The sequence below is a fragment of the Virgibacillus aidingensis genome (assembly GCF_010994035.1).
Lineage (GTDB): Bacteria > Bacillota > Bacilli > Bacillales > Amphibacillaceae > Virgibacillus_N.
Window position 1 is genome coordinate 173,491 of the sequence record NZ_WIXN01000007.1, and the last position, 17,857, is coordinate 191,347.

Consider the following 17,857-nt stretch of genomic DNA (forward strand, 5'->3'; position numbering starts at 1 on the left):
AAAACTTTGATTCCCAGCTGTCCCCCTTTTCTTCTTTTCAATTATTGAACAGCGAATTTCATCTATGTCCCTGCACTCTGTTTGCCCTGGGACACAGTACCTGTCCCCATGTCCCCCTGGGTTATTTCAACACAGCGGCCTGGCTGCGGGAATAGTTTGCCGGGGTTTAGGAGGTCCTCCGGGTTGAATACATTGCGGACATTTGTTTGGGCGGCCATTTCCTCGTCAGTAAACACAAAGCGCATTTCTGCTGATTTTTCAATACCGACGCCATGCTCTCCTGTAATCGATCCGCCAACATCCGCACAAACCTTCAAGCATTCAGATCCTGCTTTAGAGGCACGTTCGCTTTCACCGGGGACGCTTGCATCATACAGGATAAGCGGATGCAGATTTCCATCGCCTGCATGGAAAATATTCGCAATGCGCAGCTCATACTTTCTGCTGATTTCCGTAATCTTTGCAAGTACTTCCGGCAGTCTGGTTCTCGGAATCACCCCGTCCTGCACGAGATAATCCGGGGAAATAGCCCCCATTGCCCCAAAGCCCATCTTGCGGTTTGCCCACCAGAGACCGCGTTCCGCTTCATCCTTGGCAACTTTTACCTCACGCACATTATTCTTTTTACAGACGGCAAGGATTTCTTCAATTTGATCATCAATCCCTGCGGCAATCCCATCTACTTCAATCAGAAGAAATGCGGCAATATCCCTCGGATGACCGACCGGGTAGGCGGCCGATTCCACGCCTTCAATGGCGATCTCATCCATCATTTCAAGCGCCGCTGGAATAATTCCTGCAGCAATGATATCCGAAACGGCCTGGCTTGCATCGTCAATATCATCATAGTAGGCGAGCACTGTTTTCTTTCCTTCCGGGTTTTTCAGTACCTTTACCGTCACTTTTGTCACAATGCCGAGCGTTCCCTCCGAGCCGGTCAACAGGCCCAAGAGATCATAACCCGGCCGGTCCGGGACGCCTTCTTCCCCCAGTTCCACTATCTCTCCGCTCGGCAGCACAATCTCCAGTCCCAATATATGGTTTGTCGTTACACCGTATTTCAAGCAATGAGCACCACCCGAATTTTCAGCCACATTGCCGCCGATCGTACATGCATACTGGCTGGAAGGATCAGGTGCATAATAATAACCCTTGTCTGAAATGGACTGGGTAAGTTTCAGGTTGATATACCCCGGTTCCACAACAGCTTTTCTATTTTCCAGGTCCAATTCGAGCATTTTTTTCATCTTGACAAGACTAATCAGCACCTCCCCGCCAAGCGGAGTTGCCCCGCCGCTCAGTCCAGTGCCTGCTCCCCTTGCAATATACGGAATTTCTTCCCGATTCAAATATTTCACAACATTGGAAACCTGTTCTGTATTTTGCACAAACACGACCGCTTTCGGCATTCCCTTTGACATCGTGTAGCCATCACATTCGTAGGAAATGAGGTCTTCTTTTTTATAAAGCACTTCCTTTTCACCGGCAATATCCATTAATCGCCTCACAACAGCATCCGGTCTTTCCATTTTCCGTTTCTTTCCGAACAAACCAAACACCCCCTTGCGGATTATGATTTTAATTGCTGTTTCTCTTTTTCATAAGCCCAGTCCAGCAGCTGGACCGTATGGACGACTTTCTCGCTTCGGCCATGTTTCTCGACACCCATTGCAATTTGCAGCATGCATCCCGGGTTCCCCATAGAAATCATTTCCACGTTTTCGGGTACATCATCAATCTTGCGGTCAAGCAGTTTTCCGGCCATCTCAGGATGGGTGAGATTGTAAATCCCGGCACTGCCGCAGCATCTGTCCGCATCAGGCAAGTCGACCATTTCCACTCCCGGTATTTCCTTTAAAATTTCCCTGGGTTCCTCCCGCACTCCTTGCCCGTGAGCAAGGTGGCATGCGTCATGGTACGTAACTTTTGTATTAATTTCCGCTTTTGGACGTTTGAAATTATTGTCATACAAAAACTTGGAAACATCCTCCACTTTTTCCGAGAACTCTTCTGCCAGCGGCAGCATTTCCGGGTCATTGCGAAAAAGTTCATCATATTCCCGGAGAGCGCAGCCGCAGCCCGCCGCATTGACAAGCACCTTATCATAGTCTTTAAAAGCTTCTATATTTTGTTTGGCAAGCGCCTTTCCTGTCTCCCTGTCTCCTGCATGAATATGAAGTGCCCCGCAGCATCCCTGCTGTTTTGGAAGGCCAACTTCATAGCCGTTATGGTTGAGCACACGCACGGTCGCCTCGTTTACATCACTGAACATTACATCCATTACGCAGCCTGCCAGCATGCCAACCTTCTTTTTCGTTTCCCCTTCAGCAGGAACCGCTTCCGGATATCTGCCCAGCACTGGTTTTTCCACTTTTGGGAGAATGGCTTCCATATCCTTCAAATGGCTTGGCATGATATTCAGCACCCCTGTTTTTCTGGCGACCGTTTGCATGCCGCTTTTCTGGTAAAAACGCAGGAGTCCGCCAAGCATATCCATCCGCTTCTTATTCGGGAAAATACCATTTAACACCGTCTTGCTCATTTTTCCTTTTATCCCTTTCAACGGTATTGCCTGGCGGATTTGCCCGCGGGCTTCCTCTATGAGGCCGCCGACCTGAACATCTGCCGGACACGCTGTTTCACAGGCCCTGCAATCAAGGCAGTCAAAACAGGCTTGGAAAAGGCTTCATTAATATCAATTTTTCCTTCTGCAACCGCTTTAATTAAATAGACCCGGCCTCTTGGTGAATGCTGCTCCTCTCCTGTTTCCTGATATGTCGGACAAGCTTCCAGGCACATGCCGCAGTGCACGCAATCCGCCCATTTATCCGGATCGGGAAGATCATCCCAAAGATAGTTTCCCAATGTCTTCGTTTCACAAGCTGGTCCGCCATTTTCCAGGAGATTTACCAGGTTCACTGTATCTCTTTCTTTCTCACCCACGTTCATTTATATACCTCCTACAAATCGTTTGCGGTTAAGAATACGCTTGGGATCGTTCGTTTGTTTAATTCCTTCCAGCAAAGCAAAATGCCCCGGCTGATCACCCCAGACGCTGACAGTCTCTCTTAGTGCAAACGGCAAATGCGTGCACACCGCATATCCAAGTTTTTCTTCCGCTTTTGCTCTTAGTGCATGAATGTATGAAACAATATCTTCAGGAAGCCCTCTCACAAAGATACGGGAAATCCCATGCCCTAAGCCGCCATGTCCCGCAGCGTCAACATGATGGGCTTCGGCAAGCTGTTCTGCAGCTTGCAAGTGAACCAGCACATCAAGGTTATTGCTTCCTATTTTCAGGGCAGCCCGGCTGGTTGCCTCATTATTTTCATCATTATATCCATTAGGCCCGATGTGACGGAAACCTTCCCACCATTTTTTCGCATTTTCCTGGTGCAATATGGTATGTTCCACACCGTCCGGCAAGTTTTCCTTTATCCATTTTTCTTGTTCAAATACCGCTTTTTCCCTGTCTTCAAAAGCAATTGCCAGCGTATAACTGCTTTTTCCAATAAGCCGTTCAGCAAGAGACGGTGTTAACAATTCCAGTGCAGCCGGTTCCATCATCGAGTCCAGCAGTCTCACGGAAAAATTATGAATTTCTTTTTCTTTGCCTCTGGAAAAATGAAGCAGAGACAAACCTTCATATTTTGGCAGCGGGCGTAATTTGATTGTAATTTCACTGATGACACCAAGGGTACCCATAGCACCGATAAAAAGCTTATTCATGTCATAACCCGCTACATTTTTAACCACTTTCCCACCTGTACGAATTACCCTGCCATCCGGGTAAACAACTCTCAGCCCAATCACCAGATCCCTCGCAGATCCATAAAGCAGCCGCTTGGGACCGCTGTCATTTGCAGAAATAATACCGCCAATCGTCGCCATTTCCGGCCAGGGTGTGTCAAGTGCGGCAAACTGTCCGCTTTTTGAAAGTTCGTCTGTAATTTCTTTTAATGTGGTGCCAGGTCTGACAGTCATCGTAAGGTCGCCGGCAGAATGTTCCACAATACCTTTGCAGTTTGCAAGCGATAACAAAATATCCGCCTGCTCCATTTCCCCGCCAAATCCCCGTTTTGTGCCGCCGGATATGACATGAACCGTTTTATCATTTTCATGCGCATACGCGAGCACGCTGGAAATATCCTTCTCAGAATAAGCTTCCATCGTCTGTACTCCGCTATTGCCAAGCAAATGTGACGAATCATTGCCGGCTTTGACCTGTTCTGCCGGCAATACATCTTCTTTGTTCGAGTAAAACATGTAAAATCTCCCCCCTTTGGACAGAATAACCTTTATTGGTGTGCAGTTGAGCATTAAACGCCGCTCCCGGTCAGTGACAGGGACGGGCTTTTCGTGCTGCCTCTCCTTACGGCAGCAAATGCATGCACGCCAGTCCCCAATTTTACCGGCGGTGCAAGTATCCGGAGTCGCCCGGGTCCCCTGTTCCAGGTTATCCTTTTAATTTACATACTGTACGTGTGTCTGGTCAGTAAATGATAAAATACCTTAATTAAATTAACTTAATTAACTGATATACTTTCCTTCTGTTGTAGTACAGCAAAAATGTTTAAAAAGAAATCACTTTTTTGGATTTCTTTTATCATTCTTTATGCTTGGTGGTTATTTAGTTTGGTATCAGCTTTAGGATGCCAAGTGTAACTTTGCATTGTTACGGCGATTATAAATGGATTTCGAGCTGCTTTCCCGATTTCGGAAAATTTTCCAAGGTTTCTTGAGCAACTTATTACGGATATCAGGAAACTTTCTTTTTGAACAATTTTTGCCGGGTACTGACCACGTTCAAATATGAGGAGCGGCTTTTTTCAGCCCCACCCTGATTTGCCATATATTACGGCTTTTCTTCTTCCATATTCATTTTATAAAACCTTCCAACTTTAAAATGTATTCTGATAAATTTGGTAATAGTTAACCATTGTTTCCAGCTAAAGTCAAGTTCATTTTTTATAAGTCTGTGCAGGAATTCATCCCGTTGAGTGTGTGATAAAATCAAAAGCCTCCACACAGTATTTCTGCTTTCACCTATATTTTAATGCAGCATCTATTGGCAGCAGCGGCACTGATTTGGTAATCATGCCAAACCAGTGAATGCTGCCTGCTTTTACGCTTCCATTGCCAAAGTCAAAAAGCTTAAATCTTCCTGAAAAGGATCTTTACATTCGTTTTTCTTTACTATTCCGCTGTTTATCCAGTTACCACCGGGGAGAAAAAAATTAACTTTTAACGCTAAACTTCTCCTTTGCCTCCAGCCGGCGGCGGTGCAAGATTGGTTCCGTATAGCCGCTGGGCTGCTCTTTTCCTTTGAAAACAAGATCACATGCAGCCTGGAAGGCAATCGATTGTTCAAAGTCCGGAGCCATAGGGCGGTATGCTGCATCGCCTTCGTTTTGTACGTCAACGACTTTTGCCATGCGTTTCAGCGTATCCATTACTTGGGCTTCTGTGCAAACGCCGTGATGCAGCCAATTGGTAAGCATCTGACTGGAAATCCGCAATGTGGCACGGTCTTCCATAAGGCCAATATTATTTATATCCGGCACTTTGGAACAGCCTACACCCTGCTCCACCCAGCGAACAACATAGCCAAGCAGTGTTTGAGCACTGTTATCCAGCTCTTCCCGGATTTCTTCAGCAGACCAGTCTGCATTTTCTGCGACCGGAATTTGTAAAATATCGTTCTGGTAATCTGTTTTATCGTTCAGCAGTTCTTCCTGTACTTTATTGACATCAATTTGGTGATAGTGAATGGCATGCAATGTTGCTGCGGTCGGTGATGGCACCCAGGCCGTGTTTCCCCCTGCTTTTAAATGGCCTCTCTTTTGCTCGAGCATATCAGCCATCAGATCCGGCATCGCCCACATTCCTTTTCCGATTTGGGCTTTTCCTTTCAATCCGGTTTCCAGACCGGTCCGCACATTGCTTTTCTCATAACCGTTCAGCCACACCGAAGTTTTCATTTCGCCTTTTCGGATCATCGGACCGGCTTCCATCGCAGTATGAATTTCATCACCTGTACGATCGAGAAATCCTGTGTTAATAAAAACGACTCTGTCTTTTACCTCATAAATAGCATTTTTCAAATTCAGGCTGGTGCGCCGTTCTTCATCCATGACACCAATTTTCAGTGTGTTCCGCTCCATATCAAGCATATCTTCCACCCGGCTGAATAATTCATTGGCAAAAGCTACTTCCCTGGAACCGTGCATTTTTGGCTTCACAATATAAACCGACCCTTTGTCGGAATTCTGATATACACCATTTCCAAGCAGGCTATGTTTTGCCATTAAGCTTGTAAACACGCCATCCATAATTCCTTCAGGGATTTCTTCTCCATTTTCATCTAAAATGGCACTGTTCGTCATTAAGTGGCCAACATTGCGGACGAACATGAGCACACGGCCGGAAAGCGTAACCTTTTCTCCGTTCGGTCCCGTATATTCGTGGTCCGGGTTTAAAGTACGCGTAATTTCTTTTCCGCCTTTTTCAAATTCGGCACTCAGGTCCCCTTTGTTCAAACCAAGCCAGTTACGGTATACAAGCGTTTTATCATCGGCATCCACAGCTGCAACGGAATCCTCACAGTCCATGATGCTGGAGGTGGCAGATTCCAAATACACATCTTTTACACCTGCTGGATCTGTTTTTCCGATCGGATGGCTGCGGTCGATTTGAATTTCTATATGCAGTCCATTATTTTTTAATAATATCGCTGCCGGTTCCGCTTCTGAACCCTGGTATCCGGCAAATTTGCCATAATCCTTCAGGCCAGTTTTTTCTCCGTTCTGCAGTATTACTTCCAATTTACCATTCCTGACGGCATAGCCTTTGGCTTCAGTGTGGGAGGACGTCTCAAGGGAAGCATGCTCATCAAGGAATTTTTTCGCAAAGGCAATTACTTTTTCCCCGCGTACAGGGTTATAGGCGCCTTTTTTCCCGGCACCGCCTTCCTCGCTGATGACATCCGTCCCGTATAGCGCATCATACAGAGAACCCCAGCGTGCATTGGCCGCGTTCAGTGCATACCGCGCATTGTCAATGGGGACAACAAGCTGCGGTCCTGCTTGCTGTGTAATGACATCATCGATATTTTCCGTCTCAATTTTAAAATCGTCCACAGGTTTCTCCAAATAGCCGATTTCCTCCAAAAAAGCCTTGTATTTATCAAAATCAAATGTCTTATTTTCTTTATGCCAGGCATCAATCTGCTCCTGTATTTTATCACGCTCGGCCAATAATGCCTTATTTTTCGGAGCCAGATCAGACACAAGCTTTCCAAAATCCATCCAAAAGTGATCACGGTCAAGCCCAGTACCCGGGAGTGCTTCCTGGTTTACAAAATCATACAGTACTTTTGCAACTTGCAGACCGTCCTTTTTTACATACCCTTCCATTTGGTTCCCTCCTCTTTTCTCTCTATACCTAATATTCTAATAGTTTAAGAGCAGAAACAGAAATACAAGTTTTGCATACTCATTATTCCTTTTGGTTATACCTTGGCGTATAATAGTGTTACCAGCATAGTACGGAGGAAAGGAGAGGGCTATCTTGGATATAAGGCAGGTAACATATTTTGCAGAAGTCGCGAAGCAGAAAAGCTTTACAAAAGCAGCGTCCACGCTCCATGTCTCCCAGCCGTCTTTGAGCAAAACCATTAAAATTCTGGAGGAAGCGCTCGGCACACCGCTTTTTTACAGGGGAGCAAAACAATTGGAACTCACGGATACGGGTGAGGTTTTTTTAGCCAATGCAAAAAATGTCCTGGATGCTTTTGACAATCTGACAGCGGAACTGGATGATGTGGGGGATCTGAAAAAAGGGGAAATCAAGATAGGAATTCCTCCAATTATCGGAGCAGCATTTTTTTCTAATTTAATCAGCAAATATATTGAACTTTATCCATCAATCCACATGAGTTTACACGAAGTAGGCAGCAATAAAATCAAGCAGGGGGTAAGCGAGGATGAGCTGGATGTCGGTTTAATCTGCAATTTGCCCATTCAAAAGGAAAACTATGAAATGATCAGGTTATTAAGGGATCCATTGATGCTGATTGCCCACCAAGATAATTCTTTGGCTGAGAAAGAGCAAATAACATTTTCCGATATAGAACACGAGCCGATGATCCTGTACAGACGCGACTTTTCCCTGCACGACAGGATTATGGAAGCGTGCGGCAGCCATGGGTTTTATCCGAATGTCGTGTGCGAAAGCTCGCAGAAAGATTTTATCATTGAAATGGTTGAGGCAAAATTGGGCGTCGCTTTATTGCCAAGCAAAATTTGCAGCCAGCTTTCCAATGAAAATATGAAAGCCATTCCATTTGCAAAGCCGGCAGTATACCTGGAACTCACTATGATCTGGAAAAAAAATAAATACCTGTCCCATGCAGTAAGGGAATTTATTAAAATGGCGAAGTTGCAGGTGTGAGGGCGGATGGTGCCCGGAACTGCGTTAATAAGCTTCCCGCCAATAGAAATAGCAGCTCGCGAATCTTGTGATTATTGTCAGATGCCTGTATTAGTATGGCTAATACTGAGTAAATGGGTACAGGTGCAGGCTGCTTTTGGGCGGGTTCGGACAACTTTTTACAGTTCGGGCAGCTTAGGCCATGTTTCAGGCAGCTTACAGACGTGACCGGGCAGCGCGGGCCGCAGCAGTCTACCTATCCACCACCAAATACACTGCCTTCACCGGCCCATGCACACCTTCCACAATATTCATTTCAATGTCGGCGCTGTTGCTTGGACCTGATATAAAATTAATGCATGTTGCTATTTCTTCACCGTCCACCGCCTGCTTGTGAATTCCATACATCGCCTGGGTCATCCGCGGAACGATGGAAGCCTTAGGTACGATGGCAATATAGACCGCCGGCAGCAGGCTAACCGACCTGGCAATATTTCTATCATTAAACTGGACAACGGTTCCGGATTCTGCCAGACTGATATCACTAAAAAACACACCCACATTAGCCACTTCCGCTTTCCCTATATTTTCCCTGCCGGCAGCAGGGTTCCACTTATGGGTATCTTCATTGTCAAATACAGCATCCAGCTCGTATGCCTGCCCCCGCGGCAAGTCGACGTTACAGCCAAGCCTCTCCAGCACTTCCACCACATCTTTCGCTGCATCCTGATAAAAAATCTCCCCAAGACAGGTCACAAATAAAGAAACATTCATGATTATTCACTCTTTCGTTTCTATTAGTTTAGATAACTTTATCTATTTTTCTGTCATTTATATGTATAGAGATTAAATAAATATGCAAAACAATAACGGAATTGCAGGGCACTCGCCTTAGTTTAGTTAATCCTATAGAAGTTTCCAAATATGTCAACGTTTTATTACCTTGTTAATTAGGGAAATATCCTTTCCATTTGCTGCAGCAATGAAGAATCTGAATAAGGTTATACTTGACTATTCATATAGGAGTCAAAACTGAAGGAGGCAATGCGTCCAGACACCTCCCGATATTTCTCCAATAATGTAATTAATTAATTTTACCGTTCATGATTTGATACGTACTCGGCATAATCGGCCAACAGTCTTGCCCCATATCCACTCGCTGAATTTGAATAATAACCGGCTTCTTTACTTTCCTTTACCCCTGCCATATCAATATGCAGCCATTTATTAACGTCCTTAACAAAATGACGTAAAAATAATGCAGCAATAATCGAGCCCGGCGCATCGTCCGAACTTATATTGCCAATATCGGCATAATCACTTTTTAAGCTTTTCTTATATTTATTTATTAAGGGCAGCGGCCAGACAAAATCTCCATTTTTATTTCCTATTTCCTCTAATTTTCGGGACAATTTTTTATCGCCAAAAACACCTGCCATTTGATTTCCCAATGCCTGCCTTACCGAACTCGTTAGTGTAGCAATATCCACAACATATTCTGCACCAATTTCATTTGCACGCAAAAGCCCATCTGCCAATACCAGTCTTCCTTCTGCGTCTGTATTGCCAATTTCAACAGAAAGATTATTTTTATATGTAATGATATTCCCCGGCAAATACGAGTTTTCACCCAAAATATTTTCTACAGCCGGAATGAATCCCACTACATTCACTTGAGCTTGCATAGCTGCCAGTAACTTTACTGCACCTGCGACAGCTGCAGCTCCTGCCATATCCATTTTCATTCCGCTAATATTTCTGCGGACCTTTAAACTTACCCCTCCCGTGTCAAAAGTTACCCCCTTTCCCACGAACACCATCAGTGGTTTCGTTTGGTCGCCACAGTATGTTAATTCTATAAAAGCAGCAGGATGTTTACTCCCTTTGCTTACAGCCATTACACCGTGCATTTCACTCATTTCAGCTTCATCCAATAACTTAACATCAACGTTTGAATTATTGAATTCCTTCTCTAAATATGCTGAAAAAGTGGCAGGATTTAATGCTTCAGGTGTTTCATTTACCAAGTCACGGGCAAAGGCTGTTGCATTAGCTCTTAGCTTGCCCTTTTCTATAAATGATTTAATACCAATAATGTCGTTAAATTCCAACTCAACTTTTCTTCTAAACTCACTTGTTTTGTACTTCGAGAAAGAATAATTACCTAACTTCCAGCCTTCTGTGAATGCAGCAATAAGATCCGGTTTATTGATATATGCAAATGTTCTTATCAGTTCATTGGGATCAACTTTTCCGGTTTTTATCCTATGTTTCCCTAATTCTCTTGATATACTGCCGGCCAGCATTCTTATTTCATCCAGTTCATATGTATAATTGTCTATGCTTACAATGAATATTATTTCTCCATCCAGCGTTGTTAAGATGCCGGCTTTATCATTTCCTGATGGTAATACATGCTGCAGATTAATATTTTCTTTTATTTTTTGGCTATTTGAAAATAATACCTTGATCTGTTCGGTCATTATGTGTTTCACCCTTTATATATTTTTCAAAGCATCATGGTTAATGATTACAAAGCAGCATCATCCCCTGTGAAACAGGGGGATGATGCTTACTGCTTATCCTCTGCTTATTCCCACTGATCAATCAGTGATTCGCCGTCAGTGTAAAGAGAATTGTACGCTTCTTCGGAGATCTGATCGCTTTCATTTATATGATCAAGCAGCAATAAAAAGCTTTCCATATGTCTCACTACTTTTTCTGCTTCTTCCTGGGATTCATACTGATCCACTGCAGTTAAATGAAGGGTTAGTGATCTTACAACCTGATCTTCTGCAAAAGCTCCTTCTTCATCAAACTGTTCAATACTTGTGATCATGCCGGCTGCGCTGATCGGTTCTGTTTCTCGTTCTTCCAATCTGTCACGGGCTTCATTCAGCCCGGTCAGCGCAGTATCCACTTCTTCCTGTGTTGCCTCTGGATCATTCAGTACTTCTTCAGCCGCAGTCAAAGCATCCTGCAATGCCTGCCAGCTTTCATCTGTATAATCGGCTTCGTTCAAATTTTCAGCATGAATCTCATTAACGCGATCCTGCAATTCCGTTTTGTCAACTGCAGGGTCGAACAGATCTTCCGGTGCGCGAGGGGCGGTTTCACTGCCTGTACCGACACCTACAAATGCCCAGTCATTAACCACACCATCCGTCAGGTGCACCAGTCCCACCTTTCCATGCTGATAACTGCTGTCCGTAACTTCGACCTGCCATTCACTCGGCTCATCCTCGCCAAACGGCCATACTTTGGCCCGGATCATGTTGCCTTCCCGCTTTACAACGGTTTGGTACCAGGTATCTTCCTCTATGGCAAAAGACAAATTTGAAGTGCCAAGCACAGAGAAGCTGCCGCTATACCGGTTCAGACGAACTTGATAATTACTGCCTGACCGAAATGCATCAAGGTAGTAAAGATTTATGTCATCCTCTGAACCGCTCATATGGAATCCAAGCTGAAATTTCGACAAGCCGGTATCCCGGGCTCGTACGACAGCAGATACTTCAACATCCCCGCGGACTTCGCCAACCTCATCCCAGGTCAACGCCCGGCGTGCACCCTGATCACCAATAGATTCATGTTCAAGCCGGCGCGGGTCATCCAGTATGGTCCAATTACTTTCTCTCCATAATGACGACCAATCATCAGGTGTACTGCCGGCCGCATAATTGGAAAAATCGGTTTCATACTGCGCTGAAGGAGTCTCCAGATCAGAAAAGGCTTCATTCAAATCTGTCAGTGCTTCATTTATTTCCGGTTGTGTTGCCTCCGGGTTATTTAATACATTTTCTGCTGCAGATAACGCATCCTGTAATGCCTGCCAGCTTTCTTCCGTGTAATGAGATTCATCGAGATCCATATCATGGATTTCACTCACACGCCGCTGCAGCAGTGATTTATCAATATCTGGAAGTAAATTTTCAGGTGCACGGGGGGCCGGATCACCGCCAGTACCTGCGCTGAAAAACGCCCATTCATTTAACATGCCTGAAGTAACATGGCCCACACCAACCCGGCCATCACTAATAAAACGATCTTCAGCCGTTACCTGCCACTCTTCGGGCTCTTCTTCGCCATATGGCCACACCTTGCCGCGAAGTGTTTCACCCTCACGCTGAAACACAACGTTATACCAGGTATATTCTTCTGCTGCAAACTGGAGTTCTGACGATTCGAGTGTCGAGAAGGCACCATTAAGGTTACGGTTAATCCTTACATAATCAGTACTCCGTAAATCAAGGTAGTAGCTATTTTCATTACCGAATGGGGCAGATGCATGCAGATGAATCTGGAACATGGTAGTACCGGAACCGCTGGCACGGACCAAACCAGATATCTCGACATCATCGCGAACATTGCCAACTTCATCCCAAGTTAATGCCCGGCGGCCGCCGCCAGCAGTTACATTATGTTCCAGGCGGCTTGGCTCATCAAATATTGTCCAGTCACTGTTCCTCCATAAAGTGGACCAATTATCAGGCTGCTTTCCGACTTCATTTTCGCTGAAATCAGTCTCATATTGCACTGGATCCGCCAGTTCCGGTGGAATTGGCGGTTCTACATCCCCCGGATCAGTACAATCATACAGCGCCAGCCCATCGACCACATTATTCTGCGCACCTTCATCAAGCAGAAGCGGCACGACTGTCATCATTGGCTGGGCCATTGTGACAAATACGCCATTTTCACTGACCTGTTCTGTTTCCAGAGAAAACATTTCAATGTGTTCGCTGATTCTCTCCGCCTGTAATGTATGGAGGAGATAACCACAAGGAGGCGGGTCCATCACGGCTGAGTCCGGCGGGTTTGATTCAACATCCCCATCCAGATAATACGGTTCCGATTGATTGGCACCTGCTTCTGTTTTACGTTCTGCAGACCCGGTAACTGTTTCCTGTACTTCTCCGGACCGCTCACGATAAAATCGCAAAACCGATGTGACAGTTTCTTTCTGCATCTGAACACGATCAATTGGATCTAAGTTTCTGCCGGACTCAAGCAGAACAGCAATGGTATGCTGTAAGCCGGCCATGTTACGCAAATTCCACTCAGCCCCAATACCGTTATACCGGCCAGTAGTATAGCCAGCATCTCTGATATCCGGCCACACATAATCCTCAACCATCTCTTTATTCAGTTCGTACAATTGACTATCCACATTAAGATTAGACGGCCAATACATCGTGATTTCAGGGCTGGAACTGATCTTTTCATGGGAACTGACAAGTACATCAGGGCTAAATTGGTTAATTACCCCTGCAATCGCTTTCGCTTCAGGTGTGACCAACTTTATTCTATCCTGGTTCATATCCTTTCCTTCCGAAGTATATCGGTAATTCCCTTCAGATCCGTCCGGATTTTGTGACGGTACAAATAGTATTGTAACTTCACTCAGCTGTTCCAATAGTACCGGATCATCTGTGAACGCCAAATCGCGTAAATATTGCAACGCCATCTCCCGGCCCGCCGGCTCATTGCCATGTGGAGTGCCCATGACCAGGATGTTATTTCCAGCTGCAATGTCCTCATCTGATGGCGGCTCCGGGAAACCAACGCGTACTAAGTGCAATGGGCGGTCTTCAGCCGAGGTGCCTATCTCAGAATATGACATTCTCTCCGACTGTGCTGCAACTTCCTCCAGAAAAGCCAATTCTTCAGCATGCGTTGTCCATCCGTCGCCATTCCGATCCTCAAAGCCGGTAGTTACTTTTTTCCCGGCAGAAATAATACCATTATTGTTACTTTCTGCTGCCACTGCTGTTAAAGAACCTGCCATAAAAAGCAATGACAAGAACAAAACGAAAGTAAACCTGGTTCTAATCCCTCTAAATAACATTATGTTCTCTCCTTAACATTAGGAATATTAAAATTATAGTTTCCACAGCTTCTTTCCAATGCGTTCCTAGGGAAAATCATCATATCTCTCTTCAGTAAATTAAAATGGTTTCACCACCCCTTAAAATATTCATTATGTTACAACAACATTCTAAAAGGTAGGCAAATAACATTTGCAGGAAATCCATTTGTCCTCTGCTTGAAAACAGTATCATCCCCCGTTAAACAAAGAGATGATACATAACAAAATTTATAATCCGAACCTGGTTCGCCAACATTTACTGCTATTTCCACTTGTCAATCAGCAATTCACCATCAGCGTACAGAGATTCATACGCTTGCCCGGACATTTGCTCATCCATATGATCAAGCAGCAACAAGAAGCTTTCCATATGTCTCACTGCTTTTTCTCCCTCTTCCTGTGATTCATACTGATCCACTGCAATTAAATGAAGGGTTAGTGATCTTACAACCTGATCATTCTCAAAAGCCCCTTCTTCATCAAATTGTTCAATACTTGTGATCATGCTGGCTGCGCTGATCGGTTCTGTTTCTCGTTCTTCCAATCTGTCACGGGCTTCATTCAGCCCGGTCAGCGCAGAATCCACTTCCTCCTGTGCGGCATCCGGATCATGCAGTACTTCTTCAGCTGCGGTTAATGCTTCCTGCAATGTTTGCCAGCTTTCCTCTGTATAATCGGCTTCATTCAGGTTTTCAGCATGAATCTCATCAACAAGATCCTGCAATTCCGTTTTGTCAACTTCAGGATCGAACAGATCTCCCGGCGCACGTGGGGCTTGTTCTCCCCCAACGCCAACACCGAAGAAGGCATGTTCATTTATTACATTACCGGGTGAATGACCTAACCCTACATAGCCGCCACTTAAATTGTCATCAACATATTCAACCTGCCAATCCGGCTCTTCCTCTCCTAGCGGCCAGGCTTTCGCGCGTAATATATTTCCCTCACGCTGGAACACAGCATGATACCATTCATCAGGTACAACTTCGAACGGAAGCCGGGCATTCGTACGACTGCTGAATGCACCATCAATGTTACGGTTTATTCGAATATAGCCTGTCGTCCGCAAATCCATGTAATAACTATTTTCAGAATCTACATCTCCGGATGCATGGAGCTGCAGCTGGAATAAGGTTGTTCCAGTACCTGAAGTACGCACCAAGGAGGATACTTCCACATCCCCTTTAACATATCCCGGTTCGTCCATAACCAATGCCCTGCGTCCTTCACCGGGAATCACGGTGTGCACCAGTCTGCTTGGATTATCTGCTACCTTCCAATCACTGCCAGCCCATAAGGTTGACCAATTTGCAGGAATTTTCCCAATTTCACTTTCCGAAAAATCAGTTTGATATTGAACTTGTCTAACCTGTAACATGGAATAAGCATCATTTAAAGCTGCCAACGCTTGATCAAGTTGTTCTTCTGTAACATCCTCCTCTTCCAGCAAAGTATTTGCATCATCAATTGCATCTTGTAGTCTTGTCCAACTATCTTCCGTGTAATTCGATTTAACCAGGTCCATATCGTTGATTTCATTGACACGCCGCTGCAGCAGTGACTTATCAATTTTCGGAAGTAAATCCTCAGGTGGACGGGGTGCTGGATCACCAGCTGTTCCAACGCCGATGAATGCCCAGTCGTTAATTACACCATCGGTCAGATGGACTAATCCAACCTTTCCATGATCAATAAAACGATCCTCAGCAGTTACTTGCCAATCTTTGGGCTCATCCTCACCAAATGGCCATACCTTTGCCCGTATTGTTTCACCTTCACGCTGTACAACAACCTGATACCAGCTGTCCTCTTCAAATGTAAACGGTAAGTGTGTACTGCCAAGTACTGTTAAGCTCCCATTCAGTACTCTGTTAATCCGAACTTGATGGGGACCTGACCCATAGACATCAATATAATAGGCATCCCTCGTTCTGCTCAATTCCCCACTACCAGACATATGGAACCCAAGCTGGAACTTTGACAATCTTGCATCATGGGCTCGTACCACAGCGGACATTTCTACATTACCCCGAACTTCACCAACCTTGTCCCAAGTTAATGCTCTCCGTGTAAGCTGATCCCCGATTGACTGATGTTCCAGGCGGCGTGGCTCATCCATAATTGTCCAGTTGCTCTCTTTCCACAACGAAGACCAATCTCCCGGTGAACTGCCCGCCTCATACTCCGTGAATGCTGACTCGTACTGTACAGGTTCCTCTGGTCCCGGTGGTTCTATTTCACCCGGATTCGTACAATCGTATAATGCTAAACCTTCAACCAGCTTGTGCTCAGAGCCCTCATCCATTATATGAGGAATCATTGTCATCATCGGCTGAGCCATAGTTATGAATACACCATGTTCACTTACTTTTTCAGTTTCCAGTGAGAATATATTGATATGCCGGCTAATCCTTTCTGCCTGTGATGTATTAAGCAGATATCCACATGGAGGTGGATCCAGTACATCCTCATCCGAAGGGGGCAAAATTTCCCCTTCACGATAGTAAGTGCCATCTAAATAAAATGGTTCTGATTGATGCGCCCCTGCAGCTGCCTTACGCTGCGGTGCCTCACTTACCACTTCTTCAACCTGATCAAACCTTTCATGATAAAATTGCAATACTGACTCGGCAGTACTTACCTGTGCATCCACCCTGTATTTCGGTTCATCTTGCCAGCTCGCTTCCGAAAGAACAGATAAGCCATGCATCAAACCGGCATTGTTCCATGAATTCCAGCCAAACCCGATACCGGGGTAAATTTCTGTTGAAAAACCGCCTCCCTCAATGCTCGGCATCATGTAATCCAAAATCATTTCTTCACTTAATTGACTTATTTGGTGATCTACATTTAAGTTTGTCGGGCCAAGTAAGGAAATATCTTGACCGGCCACTCTTTCATGTGCATCTAGAGTAATATCCGGTTTAAACTCATTTAGTACACTTGCAACTGCCCTGGTTTCGGGCGTTTTCAAATAGAAATGATCTTGGTTAGGATCCACATTATCGGCAGTAAAACGTCGGTTTTCTTCTCTCCCATCGGGATTCACTGTTGGAATAAAAAGAATGGTCGCTTTACCCATCAGTTCCAGCATCTCTGGATCTTCGGTGAATGCCAAATCCCTTAGCTTTTTCAATGCCATTTCCCTGCCTGATGGTTCATTCCCGTGGTAAGTACCCATAATCAGCATATTCCGTCCAGTAGCAATATCCGTATCCGGTGGCGGTTCTGGATAACCCAGCTGTACCAAGTGTATCGGCCTGCCTTCAACGGTAGTTCCTACCTGGGAATATGTCATCCGCTCCGAATTCGCTTCCACTTCCTCAAGGAAAGCAAGCTCTTCGGCAAAGGTAGTCCAACCTTCACCATCACGATCTTCAAAACCTGTTGTTGGAAATTCTCCGAGTTCAGTGGCAGTATTATTACTCTCTTCTGCCAAAGCTGATCGTGAATTCATTGACAGCATCAAAATAAAAAGCAGCATAAAGAATGATATGCTCCCCTTAAGGTAGACAGATTAAAAATAAAAATCTGTTTCTATCTTAGGGGGAGTTTTGT

The 17,857-nt window shown here is 45.1% G+C and carries 7 protein-coding genes and 2 pseudogenes; 1 reads left to right on the forward strand and 8 read right to left on the reverse strand.

Annotation, left to right across the window (positions count from 1 at the left end):
• Positions 1-62: 62 nt before the first annotated feature.
• From GHD25_RS08190 to GHD25_RS08205, 4 genes and pseudogenes are all read right to left on the reverse strand, one after another.
• Complete coding sequence (locus GHD25_RS08190) at positions 63-1,529, reverse strand: FAD-linked oxidase C-terminal domain-containing protein (RefSeq protein WP_164215913.1); 1,467 nt, start codon at positions 1,527-1,529, stop codon at positions 63-65.
• Between the two features lie 41 nt (positions 1,530-1,570).
• A pseudogene (locus GHD25_RS08195) lies at positions 1,571-2,949 on the reverse strand ((Fe-S)-binding protein).
• Positions 2,950-4,266, reverse strand: coding sequence for an FAD-binding oxidoreductase (locus GHD25_RS08200; protein ID WP_164215897.1), 1,317 nt, complete (start codon positions 4,264-4,266; stop codon positions 2,950-2,952). It lies immediately after the preceding pseudogene.
• 971 nt (positions 4,267-5,237) lie between these two features.
• On the reverse strand, positions 5,238-7,415 hold the full coding sequence (locus GHD25_RS08205) for a malate synthase G (RefSeq protein ID WP_164215898.1): 2,178 nt from the start codon (positions 7,413-7,415) through the stop codon (positions 5,238-5,240).
• Positions 7,416-7,569: 154 nt separating this feature from the next.
• On the opposite strand from GHD25_RS08205, the gene GHD25_RS08210 reads away from it, so the two are divergent.
• Positions 7,570-8,451 (forward strand): LysR substrate-binding domain-containing protein, encoded by an 882-nt coding sequence (locus GHD25_RS08210; RefSeq protein WP_164215899.1) that lies wholly within the window; start codon positions 7,570-7,572, stop codon positions 8,449-8,451.
• A gap of 231 nt (positions 8,452-8,682) precedes the next feature.
• Here the strand turns inward: GHD25_RS08210 and GHD25_RS08215 are convergent.
• The 4 genes and pseudogenes from GHD25_RS08215 to GHD25_RS08230 form a co-directional block, all read right to left on the reverse strand.
• Positions 8,683-9,060: pseudogene (locus GHD25_RS08215) on the reverse strand (LutC/YkgG family protein); the annotation flags it as partial.
• Positions 9,061-9,524: 464 nt separating this feature from the next.
• Positions 9,525-10,913, reverse strand: a complete 1,389-nt coding sequence (locus GHD25_RS08220) for a leucyl aminopeptidase family protein (protein ID WP_164215901.1) — start codon at positions 10,911-10,913, stop codon at positions 9,525-9,527.
• A gap of 107 nt (positions 10,914-11,020) precedes the next feature.
• The gene (locus GHD25_RS08225) at positions 11,021-14,278 is read right to left on the reverse strand and encodes an FIMAH domain-containing protein (RefSeq protein ID WP_164215902.1); all 3,258 of its coding nucleotides are present in this window, start codon (positions 14,276-14,278) and stop codon (positions 11,021-11,023) included.
• A gap of 283 nt (positions 14,279-14,561) precedes the next feature.
• Positions 14,562-17,765, reverse strand: coding sequence for a M14 family zinc carboxypeptidase (locus tag GHD25_RS08230; RefSeq protein ID WP_164215903.1), 3,204 nt, complete (start codon positions 17,763-17,765; stop codon positions 14,562-14,564).
• Positions 17,766-17,857: the final 92 nt, after the last annotated feature.

Excerpts from the sequence above, each read along its gene's own strand:
- GHD25_RS08190 (WP_164215913.1), bottom strand. The coding sequence starts at position 1,529 with ATGGAAAGACCGGATGCTGTTGTGAGGCGATTAATGGATATTGCCGGT.
- GHD25_RS08200 (WP_164215897.1), bottom strand. The coding sequence starts at position 4,266 with ATGTTTTACTCGAACAAAGAAGATGTATTGCCGGCAGAACAGGTCAAA.
- GHD25_RS08205 (WP_164215898.1), bottom strand. The coding sequence starts at position 7,415 with ATGGAAGGGTATGTAAAAAAGGACGGTCTGCAAGTTGCAAAAGTACTG.
- GHD25_RS08220 (WP_164215901.1), bottom strand. The coding sequence starts at position 10,913 with ATGACCGAACAGATCAAGGTATTATTTTCAAATAGCCAAAAAATAAAA.
- GHD25_RS08225 (WP_164215902.1), bottom strand. The coding sequence starts at position 14,278 with ATGTTATTTAGAGGGATTAGAACCAGGTTTACTTTCGTTTTGTTCTTG.
- GHD25_RS08230 (WP_164215903.1), bottom strand. The coding sequence starts at position 17,765 with ATGCTGTCAATGAATTCACGATCAGCTTTGGCAGAAGAGAGTAATAAT.